The sequence below is a fragment of the Sphingomonas sp. genome (assembly GCF_050725575.1).
Taxonomy (GTDB): Bacteria; Pseudomonadota; Alphaproteobacteria; order Sphingomonadales; family Sphingomonadaceae; genus Sphingomonas.
The window spans coordinates 1-16,435 of sequence record NZ_JBOHHW010000037.1 but is presented as its reverse complement, the minus strand read 5'-3'; the positions used below and the strand labels follow the sequence as shown (position 1 = coordinate 16,435).

The 16,435-nt window shown below is 64.1% G+C and carries 21 protein-coding genes; 12 read left to right on the top strand and 9 right to left on the bottom strand.

All coding sequences use genetic code 11. The features are described from left to right. Positions 1-11: 11 nt before the first annotated feature. Positions 12-1,007, bottom strand: a complete 996-nt coding sequence (locus tag ACRECS_RS20130; RefSeq protein ID WP_431584736.1) for an aldo/keto reductase — start codon at positions 1,005-1,007, stop codon at positions 12-14. Between the two features lie 95 nt (positions 1,008-1,102). On the opposite strand from ACRECS_RS20130, the gene ACRECS_RS20125 reads away from it, so the two are divergent. The 4 genes from ACRECS_RS20125 (at position 1,103) to ACRECS_RS20110 (ending at position 5,592) form a co-directional block, all read left to right on the top strand. Next, positions 1,103-1,996, top strand: a complete 894-nt coding sequence (locus ACRECS_RS20125) for a LysR family transcriptional regulator (RefSeq protein WP_431584735.1) — start codon at positions 1,103-1,105, stop codon at positions 1,994-1,996. 13 nt (positions 1,997-2,009) lie between these two features. After that, complete coding sequence (locus tag ACRECS_RS20120; RefSeq protein WP_431584734.1) at positions 2,010-2,723, top strand: haloacid dehalogenase type II; 714 nt, start codon at positions 2,010-2,012, stop codon at positions 2,721-2,723. A gap of 460 nt (positions 2,724-3,183) precedes the next feature. After that, positions 3,184-5,148, top strand: coding sequence for a ribonucleoside-diphosphate reductase subunit alpha (locus ACRECS_RS20115; protein ID WP_431584733.1), 1,965 nt, complete (start codon positions 3,184-3,186; stop codon positions 5,146-5,148). 33 nt (positions 5,149-5,181) lie between these two features. After that, positions 5,182-5,592, top strand: a complete 411-nt coding sequence (locus ACRECS_RS20110; RefSeq protein ID WP_431584732.1) for a membrane protease subunit — start codon at positions 5,182-5,184, stop codon at positions 5,590-5,592. Positions 5,593-5,681: 89 nt separating this feature from the next. Here ACRECS_RS20110 and ACRECS_RS20105 read toward each other — a convergent pair whose 3' ends face one another. Further along, positions 5,682-5,924, bottom strand: a complete 243-nt coding sequence (locus ACRECS_RS20105; protein WP_431584731.1) for a DUF2171 domain-containing protein — start codon at positions 5,922-5,924, stop codon at positions 5,682-5,684. Positions 5,925-6,004: 80 nt separating this feature from the next. Here ACRECS_RS20105 and ACRECS_RS20100 point away from each other — a divergent pair, with 80 nt between their 5' ends. From ACRECS_RS20100 to ACRECS_RS20085, 4 genes are read left to right on the top strand one after another with little or no spacing between them, the layout of a single operon-like run. Further along, positions 6,005-6,316: a hypothetical protein gene (locus tag ACRECS_RS20100; RefSeq protein ID WP_431584730.1), complete on the top strand. Its 312-nt coding sequence runs from the start codon at positions 6,005-6,007 to the stop codon at positions 6,314-6,316. Next, positions 6,313-6,513, top strand: coding sequence for a hypothetical protein (locus tag ACRECS_RS20095; protein ID WP_431584729.1), 201 nt, complete (start codon positions 6,313-6,315; stop codon positions 6,511-6,513). Before ACRECS_RS20100 ends, ACRECS_RS20095 begins: the two co-directional genes overlap by 4 nt. Beyond that, positions 6,510-7,004 carry a hypothetical protein gene (locus tag ACRECS_RS20090; RefSeq protein WP_431584728.1) on the top strand — a complete coding sequence of 165 codons (495 nt, stop codon included), beginning with the start codon at positions 6,510-6,512 and terminating at the stop codon, positions 7,002-7,004. The genes ACRECS_RS20095 and ACRECS_RS20090 overlap by 4 nt, the downstream gene beginning before the upstream one ends. Before the next feature lie 13 nt (positions 7,005-7,017). Then, complete coding sequence (locus tag ACRECS_RS20085; RefSeq protein WP_431584727.1) at positions 7,018-8,082, top strand: ribonucleotide-diphosphate reductase subunit beta; 1,065 nt, start codon at positions 7,018-7,020, stop codon at positions 8,080-8,082. Between the two features lie 70 nt (positions 8,083-8,152). On the opposite strand, the gene ACRECS_RS20080 is transcribed toward ACRECS_RS20085, so the two are convergent. Next, entirely contained in the window at positions 8,153-8,392 is a 240-nt protein-coding gene (locus ACRECS_RS20080) for a hypothetical protein (RefSeq protein WP_431584726.1), read from the bottom strand. Between the two features lie 324 nt (positions 8,393-8,716). On the opposite strand from ACRECS_RS20080, the gene ACRECS_RS20075 reads away from it, so the two are divergent. Both ACRECS_RS20075 and ACRECS_RS20070 read left to right on the top strand, forming a co-directional pair. Continuing rightward, on the top strand, positions 8,717-10,240 hold the full coding sequence (locus ACRECS_RS20075) for a hypothetical protein (RefSeq protein WP_431584725.1): 1,524 nt from the start codon (positions 8,717-8,719) through the stop codon (positions 10,238-10,240). Between the two features lie 41 nt (positions 10,241-10,281). Further along, a complete protein-coding gene (locus ACRECS_RS20070) occupies positions 10,282-11,685 on the top strand; it encodes a transglutaminase-like domain-containing protein (RefSeq protein ID WP_431584724.1) in 1,404 nt (467 codons plus the stop codon). Here the strand turns inward: ACRECS_RS20070 and ACRECS_RS20065 are convergent. From ACRECS_RS20065 to ACRECS_RS20055, 3 genes are all read right to left on the bottom strand, one after another. After that, positions 11,648-12,130 carry a hypothetical protein gene (locus ACRECS_RS20065; protein WP_431584723.1) on the bottom strand — a complete coding sequence of 161 codons (483 nt, stop codon included), beginning with the start codon at positions 12,128-12,130 and terminating at the stop codon, positions 11,648-11,650. The genes ACRECS_RS20070 and ACRECS_RS20065 overlap by 38 nt on opposite strands. A gap of 94 nt (positions 12,131-12,224) precedes the next feature. Beyond that, on the bottom strand, positions 12,225-12,617 hold the full coding sequence (locus ACRECS_RS20060; RefSeq protein ID WP_431584722.1) for a GFA family protein: 393 nt from the start codon (positions 12,615-12,617) through the stop codon (positions 12,225-12,227). A gap of 110 nt (positions 12,618-12,727) precedes the next feature. Then, a complete protein-coding gene (locus ACRECS_RS20055; RefSeq protein ID WP_431584721.1) occupies positions 12,728-13,375 on the bottom strand; it encodes a glutathione S-transferase family protein in 648 nt (215 codons plus the stop codon). Positions 13,376-13,992: 617 nt separating this feature from the next. On the opposite strand from ACRECS_RS20055, the gene ACRECS_RS20050 reads away from it, so the two are divergent. Beyond that, positions 13,993-14,346 carry a hypothetical protein gene (locus ACRECS_RS20050; RefSeq protein ID WP_431584720.1) on the top strand — a complete coding sequence of 118 codons (354 nt, stop codon included), beginning with the start codon at positions 13,993-13,995 and terminating at the stop codon, positions 14,344-14,346. A gap of 293 nt (positions 14,347-14,639) precedes the next feature. Beyond that, the gene (locus ACRECS_RS20045; RefSeq protein ID WP_431584719.1) at positions 14,640-15,014 is read left to right on the top strand and encodes a hypothetical protein; all 375 of its coding nucleotides are present in this window, start codon (positions 14,640-14,642) and stop codon (positions 15,012-15,014) included. Between the two features lie 21 nt (positions 15,015-15,035). Here ACRECS_RS20045 and ACRECS_RS20040 read toward each other — a convergent pair whose 3' ends face one another. The 3 genes from ACRECS_RS20040 to ACRECS_RS20030 form a co-directional block, all read right to left on the bottom strand. Further along, a complete protein-coding gene (locus tag ACRECS_RS20040; RefSeq protein ID WP_431584718.1) occupies positions 15,036-15,533 on the bottom strand; it encodes an ExbD/TolR family protein in 498 nt (165 codons plus the stop codon). 28 nt (positions 15,534-15,561) lie between these two features. Further along, on the bottom strand, positions 15,562-16,071 hold the full coding sequence (locus tag ACRECS_RS20035) for a c-type cytochrome (protein ID WP_431584717.1): 510 nt from the start codon (positions 16,069-16,071) through the stop codon (positions 15,562-15,564). Between the two features lie 63 nt (positions 16,072-16,134). After that, a partial coding sequence (locus ACRECS_RS20030) for a phytase (protein ID WP_431584716.1) occupies positions 16,135-16,435 on the bottom strand: 301 nt, incomplete at its 5' end.

Here is a 16,435-nt window from a genome sequence, read left to right as displayed (position 1 = left end):
GAGGATGAGTCTCACCCCCGTTCGCTATCGAGATGCGCCATCAGCAGTGTCGGATAGCGGTCGCCCGCTGCGGCACCCTTCGGCACCGCGCGCTCGATCGCGGCCAGATCCTCACCGCTCAGCACCACATCCAGCGCCCCGAGCGCTTCGTCCAACCGGTCCCGCCGCCGCGCCCCGACCAGCGGTACAATGTCGCGCCCTTGCGCCGCGACCCAGGCGATGGCGATCTGCGCCACGGTCGCACCCTTCGCCGCCGCGACTGCCTGCAGCGCATCGACCAAGGCAAGATTGGCATCGACATTCCCGGCCTGGAACCGCGGGCTCATCACGCGGAAATCGCCCGCCCGGCTGGCATCCTTCTGCCAATGCCCGCTGATCAGCCCGCGCGATAGCACGCCGTACGCGGTCACCCCGATCCCAAGCTCGCGCGTGGTCGGAAAGATCGCTTCTTCCGGCCCGCGCGAGATCAGCGAATATTCGATCTGCAGGTCGCAGATCGGATGCACCGCCGCTGCGCGCCGGATCGTCTCGGCGCCCATTTCCGACAGGCCGATATGCCGGACATAGCCCGCCTTCACCATTTCGGCGATCGCGCCGATCGTCTCCTCGATCGGGACATCGGGATCGAGCCGCGAGGGGCGGTATATATCGATATACTCCGCACCGAGCCGCTGCAGCGAGTAGGCCAGGAAATTCCTCACCGCTTCGGGCCGCGCATCATATTTCGACCAACCACCCGCAGGGTCGCGCATCGCGCCGAACTTGACGCTGAGCTGATAGCTGTCGCGCGGCAGCCCCTTCACGGCCTCGCCGATCAGCATCTCGTTATGCCCCATGCCGTAGAAATCGCCGGTATCGAGCAGGGTCACGCCCGCATCGAGCGCGGCGTGGATCGTCGCGATGCTCTCCGCCCGGTCGGCCGGGCCGTACATGCCCGACATGCCCATGCAACCAAGCCCGATCGCCGATGTCGCGGGGCCGGTGCTGCCGAGGTTGCGTTGTTCCATGATCTGTCTCCTCAAATAGCTTGCCCTCTTATGCCGCACCATGGATCGTGCGATAAGCCGGCACTATCGGAACGGCCCGTGCGGGAATTCGGACAATGACCACACCCAATCTCGACGATATCCGGCTCTTCGCGAGCGTCGCTGAGGCCGGCGGCTTCCGCACCGCGGCGCAGCGCCGCAACGTTTCCGCCTCCTCGCTCAGCGATGCGGTGCGCCGGCTGGAGGGCGATCTCGGCGTGCGCCTGCTTAACCGCACGACGCGCAGCGTGACGCCGACCGAGGCGGGCCAGCGGCTACTCGAACGGCTGCGCCCCGCGCTGGCCGAAATTACCGATGCGCTTGACGGCCTGGCGGTGCGCGCCGGCCAGCCGAGCGGTACGCTGCGGCTCAACGTCCCGACCGTCGTGGCGCATTATATCCTGCCGCCGATCGTCGCGCGCTTCCTCGCCGCGCATCCCGGTATCCGCATGGAAATTACCGCCGAAGACACATTCCTCGACGTGCTCGCGCATGGTTTCGATGCCGGCATCCGCTATGAGGAGAGCATCGCGAAGGACATGATCGCGATCCCGATCGGCCCGAAACATCAACGCTTCGCGGTCGCCGGGTCGCCCGCCTATCTCGCTGCGCACGGCGTGCCGAAACACCCGCGCGATCTCGCCGACCATGCCCGGATCGGCCATCGCTTCGCCAGCGGCCATCTCGCGCTGTGGGATTTCGAGCGCGGTAGCAAGCGCTTCCGCATTACGCCGGAGGGACCTTTGATCTCCTCATCGCACGCGATCACCATGGCCGCCGCGCTTGCCGGGCTTGGCCTGATCGCCAGCTTTGCGGAGTTTCTCCAGCCCGAAATCGATCGCGGCGCGCTGGTCCAGGTGCTGAGCGACTGGCAGGAGGATTTCCCCGGTCCCTCGCTTTACTATCACAGCCGCCGCCACATGCCCGCGCCGTTACGGGCGTTCATCGATTTCGTGAAAGCGGATGGATAGTTCGGAGACACCCATGCCAAAACCCCTCGCTCTCGCCTTCGACGTATTCGGCACGGTGGTCGACTGGCGCACCAGCATCGCGCGCGAGGCCGACGCGTTCTTCGCCGCGCTCGGGCACGACATCGACGGCGCGCAGTTCGCCGACCAGTGGCGCGGCCTTTACCAGCCGGCGATGGAGGAATGCCGCAGCGGGCGCCGCCCCTATACGCGGCTCGACATCCTCAACCGCGAAACGCTCGAGGCGCTGCTCGTTCGCCACGATATCGATCCGTCCGGCATCGACGAGGCTGCGCTCGACAATTTCGCCCACGCCTGGCGCCGGCTCGATCCCTGGCCCGATGCGGTCGAGGGGCTGACCCGATTGAAGGCCGGCTTCCCGATCGTCACTCTGTCCAACGGCAATACCGCGCTGACGCTGGAGATGGCGCGCCGCGCGGATCTGCCCTGGGACACGATCCTCGGCGCCGAATCGACCGGTCACTACAAGCCGCTGCCGCAAGCCTATCTCGGCACTGCCGATATCCTCGGCATCGCGCCCGGCGCGCTGTGCCTGGTCGCCGCGCATCACAGCGATCTCGCCGCGGCGCGGGCGTGCGGGCTGATGACCGCCTATGTCCACCGGCCATTGGAATATGGCGGCCGAATCGCCCCCGATGCGCATCTGGCGCAGGACTGGGATTATCGCGCCGACAGCTTTATTGAGCTCGCCGACCAGGTGGAACGATAGCGTTCGATACCATCTGACCGGCTTTGAACCGGTCTGAATCAGCGTCGGAATCCGCGCGGCTTTTTTTACAAAATTTTTCTCCGTTCCGTGTTCGTCCTCTTGCCTTTCGGCAAAGCCAGCTTTGACCACGCGTCGCTGCGCTGCGGTACCGGATGCGCGCCGTGAACCGACTCAAAATAGCGACGAACCGAGTCTCTAATCTGTCATTTACTGTCTTGCTTACGCGCCCGAATGAGCACAATCTGTAGGGGTTGAGTTCGGGGGCGAACCCAAGAGCTGGTAGAACATCAGTCGCAACACCATATTGCGAGCTTACCCGCACGCGCCATCACGGTGGCGCGAGGAGTGAGATTTTGTTCTCACTGGGGCGCCCGAAAATGGTAGCTTGGGGGTTCGCCCCGATTCGAACGGACCGGGAACGCCGGTCGAGAAACATTGTTGATACAAGGGCGGCATTTCGATGGACTTCAGAGACGGTCAGGAAGCGAGCGTAAACATGGCAACCGACGCGATGGACGCGATCACCGGCACCACCACCGAGGCACCTGCCGCGGAGAAGGCCCATGACAACAAGGGCAAGGGTACGGCGAAGCGCAAGCTCGACGCACGCGGCGATTCGAAGGAAGTGAAGCCGCAGCTTTATCCGGTCGAGGTCGATCATTCGCGCGACGCGCTGCTCACCGATTTCGGCAAGGACACGCTGACCGACCGCTACCTGCTGCCGGGCGAGCGTTACCAGGACCTGTTCGTGCGCGTCGCCTCGGCCTATGCCGACGATGCAGCGCACGCGCAGCGCCTGTACGACGCGATCTCCAAGCTGTGGTTCATGCCCGCGACGCCCGTGCTGTCGAACGGCGGCACCGGCCGCGGCCTGCCGATCAGCTGCTATCTCAACTCGGTCCCCGACAGCCTCAACGGCATTGTCGACACCTGGAACGAGAATGTCTGGCTCGCCTCGCGCGGCGGCGGCATCGGCACTTATTGGGGCAATGTGCGCGGCATCGGTGAGCCGGTCGGCCTGAACGGCAAGACCAGCGGCATCATCCCGTTCGTGCGCGTGATGGATTCGCTGACGCTGGCGATCAGCCAGGGCTCGCTGCGCCGCGGCTCGGCCGCCTGCTATCTCGATGTCAGCCACCCGGAGATCGAGGAGTTCCTCGAGATCCGCAAGCCGTCGGGCGATTTCAACCGCAAGGCATTGAACCTGCACCACGGCGTGCTGATCACCGACGAATTCATGGAATGCGTGCGCGACGGCAAGGAATGGACGCTGCGCAGCCCGAAGGATCAGTCGGAGCGCGGCAAGGTCGATGCCCGGTCGCTGTTCCAGAAGCTGGTCGAGACCCGCCTCGCCACCGGTGAGCCGTACATCGTCTTCTCCGACCATGTGAACAAGGCGATGCCGAAGCATCACCGCGACCTCGGGCTCAAGGTCTCGACCTCGAACCTGTGCTCCGAAATCACCCTGCCGACCGGCAAGGACCATCTCGGCAATGACCGCACCGCGGTGTGCTGCCTGTCCTCACTCAACCTCGAAACCTGGGACCAGTGGAAGGACCAGAAGGGGTTCATCGAGGATGTGATGCGCTTCCTCGACAATGTGCTGCAGGATTATATCGACCGCGCCGAACCCGGCATGGAGCGCGCCGCTTACTCGGCGATGCGCGAGCGCTCGGTCGGCCTTGGCGTGATGGGCTATCACAGCTTCCTCCAGGCGCGCGGCCTCGCGTTCGAAGGCGCGATGGCCAAGTCGTGGAACCTGAAGATGTTCAAGCACATCAAGGCACAGGTCGACGAAGCCTCGATGCAGCTCGCGGTCGAGCGCGGACCCTGCCCCGACGCCGCCGACCAGGGCGCGATGGAGCGCTTCAGCTGCAAGATGGCGATCGCGCCGACCGCGTCGATCAGCATCATCTGCGGCGGCACCAGCGCCTGCATCGAGCCGATCCCGGCCAATATCTACACCCACAAGACGCTGTCGGGCAGCTTCTCGATCAAGAACCCCTATCTCGAAAAGCTGCTGATCGAGAAATCGAAGAACAGCGACGCGGTGTGGAACTCGATCCTGGAACAGGGCGGCAGCGTCCAGCATCTCGACTTCCTCACCAGCGAGGAAAAGGATTGCTACAAGACCAGCTTCGAGATCGACCAGCGCTGGCTGATCGAGCTCGCCGCCGATCGCACGCCCTATATCGACCAGTCGCAGTCGCTGAACCTGTTCATCCCGGCCGATGTCGAGAAATGGGACTTGCTCATGCTCCATTTCCGCGCCTGGGAGCTCGGCATCAAGTCGCTCTATTATCTCCGCTCAAAGTCGATCCAGCGCGCCGGTTTCGCCGGCGGGGTGGAGGCCGACAACACGATCGACGCGCCCAAGTTCGAGGTCGAATCGCGCGATTATGACGAGTGCCTGGCGTGCCAGTGATGGTCGGCTGATGCGCTAACCGGGAATAGCGACATGGATCAGAAAACGGGCTGTACATTGGTGGCGATCATCGCCGGCGCATTGCTGCTGGCGATCACCCTGTTCGCCTATCCGCAGTACCGCGTCTATTCGCAGCGTCTCGCCGGCGAAGCCGCGCTGGCCGAGGCGCAATCGTCGCGTCAGGTCGCGATCCTGGAAGCCCGTGCCAAGAAGGAAAGCGCGATCGCCCTCGCCGAGGCGGAGGTGATCCGCGCGCGCGGCGCGGCGCAGGCCAATGCGATCCTGCAGAACAGCCTGGGCGGACCCGAAGGCTATCTGCGCTACCTGCAGATCCAGGCGCTGGAATCGAGCCGGGCGTCGCTGATCTATGTGCCGACCGAGGGCGGCCTGCCCATCACTGAATCCCGCCGCCTCGCGACGAACGCGCCCGACGCGGACCGATGAGCGTCGCAATACTCCTGCGCACCACTGGATTGGTTTACAGGCCGGAAGACGGGGCGGCGATGGTCAACACCACCGCCCCAGGCTTCGGCTCAGGCTTCTTCTTCGAAGCTCACCGCGACATCGGCATTGGCGCTCAGCCGCACCGTGTCGTCCTCGACCTCGGCGACCAGGCCGGAGGCGATGAAGTGATGATGCCCTTCATGGCTCCCCTGGCCGCTATCGGCCTTGGTCAGCTTGATCCGGTCGCCTTCGACCCGGTCGACCGTGCCGACATGGACGCCGTCGGCGCCGATGACGTCCATATGTTCCTTGACTGCGCTCAGATCGGCCATGCTCGTCGCTCCTTGGTTGGGATTGGGGTTGCCGCGATTGAACGCGCACCGGCGGGAATGGATGCACGGGAGAGCCGGCCATGCTGATCACCACCCCGCGCCTGCGTCTGGCCGTCGCGCTCGCGCTGATGGCGACGCTCGCCGCCTGTGCGCATCAGGCGCCCGCTACGGTTGCGCCCACAGCACCCGGCTTCCTGCTTGGCCTGTGGCACGGCTTCATCTTCCCGGTCGCCTGGGTCCTGTCACTCTTCATGCCCGACGTCGCGGTCTATGCCGTGCCCAATAATGGCGGCTGGTATGATTTCGGCTATTTCCTCGGCATCGTCGTGTTCGGCGTCGGCTCGCATCGCGGCTCGCGGCGGATCTATGTCGAACGGCGCCGGTCGCGATGACATTGCAGATCGCCATCATGTACGCGGTCGCGGTCGTGTTCACTGCCACCGGCGCGGGCCTGCTGCTCGCACTGCTGCGGCCTGCCGGCCCGGCGAAAGTCTATGTGTTCCGCATGACCGGGATCATGGCGGTGGCATTGGGCGTGGTGCTGGCGATGTCGGCGACCGCGATGTGGCGCTGGAGTGCGGCGTCGTGATCCTCAGCACGCCCGCCTTTCTCGTCGCGTCGCTTGCCTGCGCGCTCGGCATCATCGCTTTGGTCAAAGCAATCGACCTGTTGATCCTGCCGCCGGTCAGTACCTTGCACCGTCGATGGCTGGAACGTCGTTTGCGGCGGCGCCTGGAACGCGGTGATGACCGGTATTTCGAGGAATTGCGGTCGATCGAGACGGCGCTTCAAAAGCCTGAGGCTGCCCCGCGACCTATGACGAATGCCGTTCGTCTGGTACAGGGGATCAGCGTTGTAATCTTCGGAGCGATCATCCTCGCATGGGTCGTCCCCACGGGCGCCCGGCCAAACTGGACCGATATTCTGCCCCAAAGCGTGTTCATGCTGATCGGGCTGCAATGGGCATCGGGCCTGTCCAGTTTCGACGGACGACCCAGTCGCAGGAATCGGCTCATCGGCGTCGCGATGATCGTGATTTTCGGATTCTTCCTTTGCCTCGACATTTCCAGACTACACTGAAAGGCGTAACCCCATGTCCCTCACCGAAGCCCGCAAGCAGTACAAGCCATTCGAATATCCCTGGGCGTTCGACTTCTGGAAGCGTCAGCAGCAGATCCACTGGATGCCGGAGGAAGTGCCGCTCGGCGAGGATTGCCGCGACTGGGCACAGAAGCTCAGCGAGCATGAGCGCAATCTGCTGACGCAGATCTTCCGCTTCTTCACTCAGGCCGATGTCGAGGTGCAGGATTGCTACCATGAGAAATATGGCCGCATCTTCAAGCCGACCGAAATCAAGATGATGCTCGCCGCCTTCTCCAACATGGAGACGGTGCACATCGCCGCGTACAGCCATCTGCTCGACACGATCGGCATGCCCGAAAGCGAGTACGGCGCCTTCCTCGAATATTCCGAGATGAAGGACAAGCACGACTATCTGCAGGGCTTCGGCGTCGATACCGATGAGGATATCGCCAAGACGCTCGCCATGTTCGGCGGCTTCACCGAGGGGCTTCAGCTCTTCGCCAGCTTCGCCATGCTGATGAACTTCCCGCGCTTCAACAAGATGAAGGGCATGGGCCAGATCGTCACCTGGTCGATCCGCGACGAAAGCCTGCACTGCGAAGGCATCATCAAGCTGTTCCACACCTTCGTGAAGGAACGCGATTGCTACACCAAGGCGGTGAAGCAGGACATTCGCGACATGTGCCAGACCACGGTGCATCTCGAGGATAATTTCATCGATCTCGCCTTCGAAATGGGCCCGGTCAACGGCATGACCCCGAAGGAGATCAAGAAGTATATCCGCTACATCGCCGACTGGCGGCTCGGCCAGCTCGGCCTCAAGCCGATCTACATGGTCGATGAGCATCCCCTGCCCTGGCTCGCCCCGATGCTGAATGGCGTGGAGCACGCCAATTTCTTCGAACAGCGCGCGACGGAATATTCCAAGGCCGCGACGCGCGGCAACTGGAACGAAGTGTGGGACGGCTTCGACAAGCGGCAAAAGGCCAAGGCCGGGCCGGCGGCGAACGAGGATGCCAATGGCGGGGACGCCGGCGGGGATATGTTCTCGCAGGCTGGTGTCGCGGCGGAGTAATATCGGCAAAGGCCCCTCCCTTTCGAGGGAGGGGCTATATACGTGCATACGTGTGTGACCCCGAGCAGCGCTACAGCTTCCACCGCTCTTTTGTCTGCTTAAACCGGAAATAGAGCGCGACGCTCAATAACGGCACCCAGACCACGAAAGCGTTTGGATCGCGCGTGAGTCCCACAACGACGAATGCAACGAGAGCCGCCAGAAGCAGCAAATCTATGGTGAGGTGGAACACCGCCATATATTTTGCTCCGTCCGACATGACGGAAAACCGCATCCACACCGCGACGATCACATGATAGAGCTTAAACATCGAACCCCCGTAGAAATGCGGCGCATCGCTATCACCAAAAAGCCCGGCTGGTTAGGCCGGGCTTCTCGACCAGAATAACGGTGCCAGTCCACAATTGTCCGGTGACGCCTTACTGTATCCCTGAATTCGATGGCTCGCTTGACCGCGTCATTCGGCAAACACCCTGTATCGATCACCTTCGCACCAGCACGCGACGCCAGCCCCGCTACTTCTCAACCCGATTGTCAAAGCCCCAACCAGCAACGCTGGACGCAAAGTTACGACCCCGTTATGTTCCACTCCCGGAACGCCGGAGCGGGGCGGCGGCAACTTGGGGGCGGCGTCATGAGCAACAGTCGATCGTCGGCAACACTCGCCGAACGACTCCTCAGATACATTGCCCTGATCCTCGCCGCTTCCCTCTCGCTCACACCCGCCACCGCAGCGCCGGCGCGCGACGACCGGATGACCTTCAGCGTCATCACCGACGCCTATTTCAACAGCGCCGAAGCCGACACGCTCGGCGTCACCACCCCGATCCTCGCCAGCGGCGAGATTGATGACAACGCCGCCGCCCGCCTTCGCGCCTTTGTGAAGAAACAGGGCATCACATCCGCGACGATCTATTTCAATTCACCCGGCGGGCTGCTGAGCCAGGGGATGGAGCTGGGCCGCGCCATCCGCGAGCTTCGGTTCAACACCAATATCGGCCATCCGGGCCAGGAGGCGATCTGCGCCAGCGCCTGCACCGACGCCTATGCCGGCGGCGTCGCCCGTTTCCTCAACGAACGCAGCGGACTGCTCGGCATTCATCAGTTTTCCAGCGGCCGCAAGCCGACCCGCGACACCGAATGGGCCGTGCAAGTGATAAGCGCGGAGAATATCGACTATCTCGCCGAAATGGGTGTCGACGCCCGGCTTTTCTCGCTCGCCAGCTCGATCGACTCCAACGAGATTGGCTGGCTTCCGCCCGAGATCGCCCTGCGCCTCGGCCTGGCCAATAATGGTACCCTGCCGACCGTGGCGTCGATCGAGACGTACAAGATGCAGCCCTATCTCATGGTGCAGCAACAGCATCACGACATGTTGGGCAGAGCGATCTTCTTTTGCCTCAGCGGTCGCCTGACGATCAGCGCGAGCCTGATCACCACGCCCGACACCGCACGCGCCTGGACCGCCGGACCGACGCTGGCCTATGTCGAACTCGACGGCAAATTGGCATTGCCCGGCACCGATGCCGAAGTGATCGGTGATAGCGTCAGCTTCACCCGCCCGCTCGCGCCGGAGATGGCAAGCCGGCTGGTCTATACCAAAACAATGGCGATCCGGGTGCAGGACAAGGCGTCATCGCCGCATGGCCAGACGATTGACCTGCGCCCCGGTGTCGAGACGATGCGCTCCTTCTTCGGTCAATGTTTGCCCGGAGGGCTCCCCGCTTCATCGGGCAAGGTGCGTGATCTGGTCATTGCCAGCCTGTCGGACCAGGAGGGCCGCCGCTCTGTCATGATGCTCGACCGCGCGTCGCTCTCCGGGGTCGGCAAGCGACTGGTCCGTGGCATGACCTATGCCGTCACGATCGCAGGCAAGGAGAATATCATCTTTTCGTCCCAGGCCGAATTCGATTGCGAGGCGCGCCGCTCACGCAACCTGGCCATGCAATTCTACGACATCAGCGGCAGGCCGATGGACAAGGTCAAGACCGACTGGGCCGGCGTCGCGCCCGGCAGCAACGCCGAGGCCCTGCTGTTGACCGCCTGCGGCGACAGGCGCCCGTCGGAAAAGACCATGATGGGCGATACGGATCCATTTGAGCTGATCTATATCTTCATCGGTCAGCCGCGACCGAAACAGTCGGCGTCACAGCAATGACGGCGAAGGGACGGTGGCGTCACTTTAAAACCATCCACCCCATGCGCTCACGACTGAATTTCGCACTGGGCGCGGCGATCATGCTGCTCTGGCCCGTCGCTGCGGGCGCGCAGGAAGATCTGTGGTTCCGTATCGTCGATCAGCGCGGCCAGCTGATCGGCTGGCAGCATGAAACAAAAGAGAGTGATGCAAAAACCACCCGGATCATCCGGGAACGGGACATGGCCTTTCGCGTCGAGGGGCATAACGACTCCCGCTCGCATATACGTAGCGTGCGCGAGCTCGATGCCCAGGGCAGGATTGTCCGGGTGTCGATCGAGTCAGGGGACGGCAAAACGCGGCATCTCCATCAGGTCACGGTTCAACATGACGTCGCGGCCGTCGACAAAGGCACGCCTGATCCCGACAATGCCGCCGAGGTCGCAGACGAAGACGGCCAGTCGATCCTCTATCTGGAACAGTTGCTGGCGGCCGGCGACAAACCGCCTCGTTCGGACTCCGGCACACGCTGGCAACGCACCGAGGGGGCAAGCAAGAACGATCTGATGCTGTCGGCCTGGCGAGGTGGACTGCCCGGCCTGGTCTGGTCGATCCGGCTTGATGACAAGGGCCGCATCGTGCGCGCCGAACAGCCACTTCCCGGCAACAGCGTGATATTGCAACGGTCCGATCAACCGATTTCACCGCAGGAACTGGCGGTGCCGACCACGCGCCATCAAATGATCGCGTCGCCCTATGCGATCTCGCCCGCCGCGCTGGAGGGTCATATCCGCTACCGCTTCGGCTTGCCCGCCACCTTCCGCCCGGTGTTGCCCAACACTAGTGAGCAACGGCTAACGGCCGAGGGGCCCGCGCTGCTGCTCGATATCTGCGCCTTCTGCGGCCCCGGCCTGTCGACCGACCCGGCCGACCTCGCACGCTGGCGGCGGCCATCGGCCTGGATCGAAAGCGATGCGCCTGAACTCCGCGGCGCCGTTCGCGGCATCGCCACATCCGCGCTGGACGATATCGGCAAGATGAAGAAGCTTGAGCGGCTCGCGCGCCGCCGCCTGAAGGATGTGGATTTCGACGGCCATTATTCGGCGCTGCAATCCTGGCGCCGCCGGGCGGGCGACTGTACCGAGGACGCCACCCTGCTCGCCGGCCTCGCCCGCGCCGCCGGCATCCCGGCGCGTGTCGCCAGCGGCCTGATCTATTCCCGCGCCCGCTATCACGGGGCCAGAAACGCGTTCATGCCGCACAGCTGGGTGGTCGCCTATGTCGATGGGTCGTGGAAAAGTTTCGATATCTCGTTCGGGAGCTTCGATGCGTCGCATATCGCGCTCGCGATCGGCGATGGCGATCCCTGGGCGATCGCCGCGGCGACGCAGATCGCCGGCCTGCTCGACTGGCAGGGAATGACCGAAGTCAGGACGCGGCCGGCGTCACCGGTGCCGGCGTCATGACCGCCCGATCCGTCGCCGGCGCAGGCGCCGGGTCGTCATAAATGACCGGAAGCGCCGGCGCGTCGCTCACCGGCTCGTCCTTCACCCATTGCGCATCCTTCGGCGCGCGCAAGCCACCGACAATGATGTCCATATATTCGGTCGTGTCTTCGGCCGCTGCGGCAACCGGTCCCGCCTGCTCCGTCTGCTGCGCGACCGCAGGCGTGGTCATGGCGGCCAGGCCAACGCCCATCGCCGCGGCGGCAAGCACCGAACGCGCACTCACCGCATAGCTGACGCAGATTTCCGTCTCGCAGCCGTTCAGCAGCGCCTGCCGCTCACCGACGCTCAGCGCGGTCAGGTCAAACACCTCGCGCTTGCACAGCCGGCACAGGCTGCCGTCCATGATATCGGACAGATTGCCCTTGTACGGGCAAGGGCTCTGAATGCGTGGAAACAGGCTCATGGGTCGACCTCCCGATGCGAGCATATCGCATCGCGGCTTCATTGCAACTCGCCCTTCGGCCAAGGTCGTCCCCTGCCTTGAGCGGTCGTGCGGCCTATCCCTCGAACCGCCCCGCACCCTCGCGATCGCGCTCATAGCGCCGCGCAAACGGAAACGGCGGCAACCAGGATTCGCGACGGACCGTCCAGCTTTCATAGCTTGGCATCAACTGGTCCGGCGCATCCAGCGCGCCCAGCGCCACCTCGACCTCATCCCCACTGCGCGCGAACACCGACGAACCGCAGCGGGGACAGAAAAACCGCCCGGCATAATCACGCGTCTCGCCGTCGATCGTCACCGCATCCTCGGGGAAGATCGCGGTCGCCTGGAACAGCGCGCCATGATGCTTGCGGCAGTCGAGACAGTGACACAGGCCAACCCGGTACGGGAGGCCCGTCGCCACGATCCGCACATCGCCGCACAGGCAACCGCCGGTGAACTGGTCCATGCTGCATCTCCATCAATCGGGCGGCCAGACTCGGTACAACGGACATTGTCATCGTAACGATCCGGGTCACCGCAACGATCCAGCGTGCGGCAATGGCGGTGACCGGCGCGTCAGCTCGCCCTTGCTTGCCGCTCCCGGTCGGCCGCCTCGAAATGATCGATCTGGTCGGCCTGCGCCTTTTTGAACGCGGGACGATCGGTGACGCGCTTCACATAGGCTTCGGTCGCCGGCCGGTCGCCGAACGCGCGGATATCCGAAACGCGCAGCACATCCGCCATCAGCAGGTCCGCGATGGTGAAGCGGCCGGCGGCGAGCCATTCCTGCTCGCCCAGCACACGCTCCAGATGGTCGAGCCGCTGGCGCAGCCATCCGGTCAGGCCATTATCCTTGTCGCCGCACATCTTCAGGAACCACCATGGCACGCTGACCATCTCGACCGAGTTGAGCGCGGCGATCGTCCATTGCAATGTCTGCGCTTTGCCGACCGGGTCGCGCGGCATCAGCCGCTCGCTCTTCCCGGCCAGATGCAACAGGCCGGCGCCGCTTTCGAACATCTCCACGCCCTCGTCCTGCAAATACGGGACCTGGCCGAATGGCTGATGCTCCAGATGATTGGTCTCGCGGCCATCGAACGGGATCGTGCCGATCGCATAGTTGAGACCGGCCTCCTCGCACGCCCATCTCAGCCTGAGATCGCGCACGAAACCACGCGGGCCTTCGGGAACCCAGTCCAGGGTCCAGATGGTCAGTTCGCTCATACCGGTGCGCCCTTCCTGTATCGGTTGCGGGAAACCGCTCCCATCGGCTGGCATTGATTAACCCATTACCGCCATTCCTGCGCAAGCAGGAATCGGAGTGCGGGTCGCCAGTCGACGGCGTTGTCGATTCACCGGGTCGCGAAACCGCCCTTCCCCGCCCGGGACCGGCGTCCATCCCGGCGCACGGATCGTTCATGCCGGCCTATGCCCGGACGGCGCTGAAAGGCGCGCAATATCTCCCCGGCCGAGATATGGGACACGTCCAACATCCAACTAACAGATTGATATTGATGCGCTTTTCTTGTGGCTTATTCAAGCCGGCCGGTCGCCGATATCCGGCCCCTCACCAACAAGACCTGCCCGCCCCGACCCCGGAGATACGACACAACCGGTGTCCCATATCTCCCCCGCCCCGGTCGTACGATGCGCGGCGTCGGCCATGGGCCGCCCATAGGATTCAACCCCGTGGCAATTGCGCGCAGGGTCACTCCATCCGACGTTTCCCTGACCACCGGCCCGCGCTTTGACATGACGAGACCCAATGACCATCGCCCGTTTTCGCGCCATAGCACAGTTTATGGCCGGCTTTCCGCCGCAACACCGAAAGGCCACCGCTCATGAACCCGCTGCTCGACACGGTGATCACCGTCATGGCGTTCATCCTGATCGGACTGGCGGTCGTCCCGTTGCTGCTGGTCGGGCTCGGCGCGCTGGCCAGCTATTTCGACCTCAGGATCGCCGGTCCGATCCTGGCCGTCGCGGTCCGCCTCGTGACGCTGCAATGGATCAGCGGCGGCGTGGTGAATGTCGTGGCCGGGCTGGCGCTCGCCGCGCTCGGGATCTGGGCGGTGCTGCACTTCGACCCGCCGCTGCATCGCATCCTGGGCGCCGCTCTGGTGCCGTTCGGCTTATGGCGGATTTTCAGGGGCGTTGCCGTGCTCAGGCACTGGACGAAACCCGATACGCCCTGAAGGGTCGCCGCCAATTCCCGACAGGCCCGCGAGCACCCGGTAAAATTCCCGTTCGGCTCCAATAAAATTCCCGCAGGAATTCCCGTCGCTGGGAATTTCGATCGGCATAACCAGGCCGATTGATCGCGCCGACGCCCTGACCGCGCGGCGCATCGGCGATGCCCCGCCCGATTCAAACCCGCCGCGATTGCGCCCACTGTCCTCCAACCGGCGGCTCATCGGCCGTCGGCCCGCTCTTTGACGTGATGAAACCAGCGACAATTTCCGCCGCGACAGCGAAAGGCCGATCTCTCATGAATGGTGTGATCACCGTCATTGCGTTCATCCTGATCGGGCTGGCGGCCGTCCCGTCGCTGCTGGTCTGGCTCGGCGCACTGGCCAGCCATTTCGATCTCACGATCACCGACCGGATTCTGACCATCGCGGCCCGGTCGGTGCAGCTTCAGTGGATCGGCGGCAGCGCGCTGAATATCATGGCCGGGCTCGCGCTGGTGGCGCTCGGAATATGGGCGGTGCCGCATGTCGACCCGCTGCTGTACCGGATATTGGGCGCCTCGCTGGTGCCGTTCGGCTTGTGGCGCATTTGCATGGCCGCGGCGCTGCTCCGGCACAGACCGCAATCTTTTCTCGATGCCGGACAAGGGGATTGGCGTCCGCCCCGGACTTAGGCCCACCCGGCTGTCCTGGCCTTACAGCGGGTACATCGGGAGAGAAACATCCGCGCCCCGCTTCGGATCGACCGGTATATCCGCCCATTCGAACCCGCAGAAAGTCCAGGAACAGTTCGAGGCTTGTTCCGTATCGGCGATCAGGGTGCGCAGCGCACCGCATGTTGCGCGACGGTCCGCTTGCACGATCACGAATGGCTGTGGCGCAACCCCTTTCGCCTTGTCCAGAAACTGCCACAGGCCAAGCTTGTCCACCGGCGCCTTGTTCCATAGGAGGCGATTGCCGGCATCCAGCCTAACCCGGTTTACGACGCGCTTGATCTCCGCCGCCTCTGCCGACGCTGCGGCGATGGCCGCTGGCGCAATCTCCCATCTTGGCATCCACAACCGGCATTTCGGGTCGGACGCGCTGAACGCGGCATCGGGTGACGCAACCGGCTGTGCTGCCGGCTCAGGGCTGCACGACGCGACCATCGCCATCACGCCCAGCGATGCCGCGACCCGGGAGATCATGCGCAAGACGGTCGCATGTCCAAAACCGGCCGCCTCAACCCTTCTTGTCTTCCTTGCGGTACACCTCATGGCATCCGCCACAGGTCTTGCGCACCTCGCCCCATTGCGCCGCGAAGCCGGGCTTGTCGCCCGCCTTGGCCAGTGCCGCGAGCTTGCCGGCAGCCTCGGCATAGGCCGCCGCCTTCGCGTCGAACCCGGCGCGGTCGGTCCACACATTGGGCAGTGCCTCGGTCGGCGCGACATTGCTGCCTGGCGGGAACATCGCGGGCAGCGCCTTTGCCCAATTGGCCAGCGACCGCGCCGCAAAGGCCTGGCCGGCGACATCGCCGCCGCTGTCGATCACGGCCTTCATGCCGCCGAAACTGGCCGCGGAGAGCAGGAACGCCGCCTTGCGCCCGGCCACGATCGCCCCCGGATCGACCGGTACGCTCGCCGCTGCCGGTGGGGTCGATGCGGCGGGGGCGGTCTGCCCGCCCGCATTGGCGCCGGTCGTCGCCGCCAGGACCAGGGTCGCGCCAAAGATCGCTATCGTTCCACCGCGCATCGCCCGATCTCCTGCAAGAATGCGGCAAGGCTATGCCCTCTTCCACACTCACGCAATGGCGGATCAGAGCCCCAGCGCCGCCTTGATCTCGCCCCAGCGCACCAGCTTGAAATTCTGCGCGCGCGTCGCGTTCATGCCGTCCTGCGCGACCATGATGCCGTCGGGATAGGCCGGGCCGAAATCGCCCGCGGCGATCTCGATCCCGTCGGTTTCCTCGGTCGATCCAAAGGTGCCCGCCGCGATGCGGAAACGCCCGACATAGGCCTCGTCCGACAGGCGATAGACCGCATAGGCGTTGTCACCCTGGCTCGACACCACGACATAGCCATCGGCCACCGCCACGCCTTCGGCATCGGCGACGATC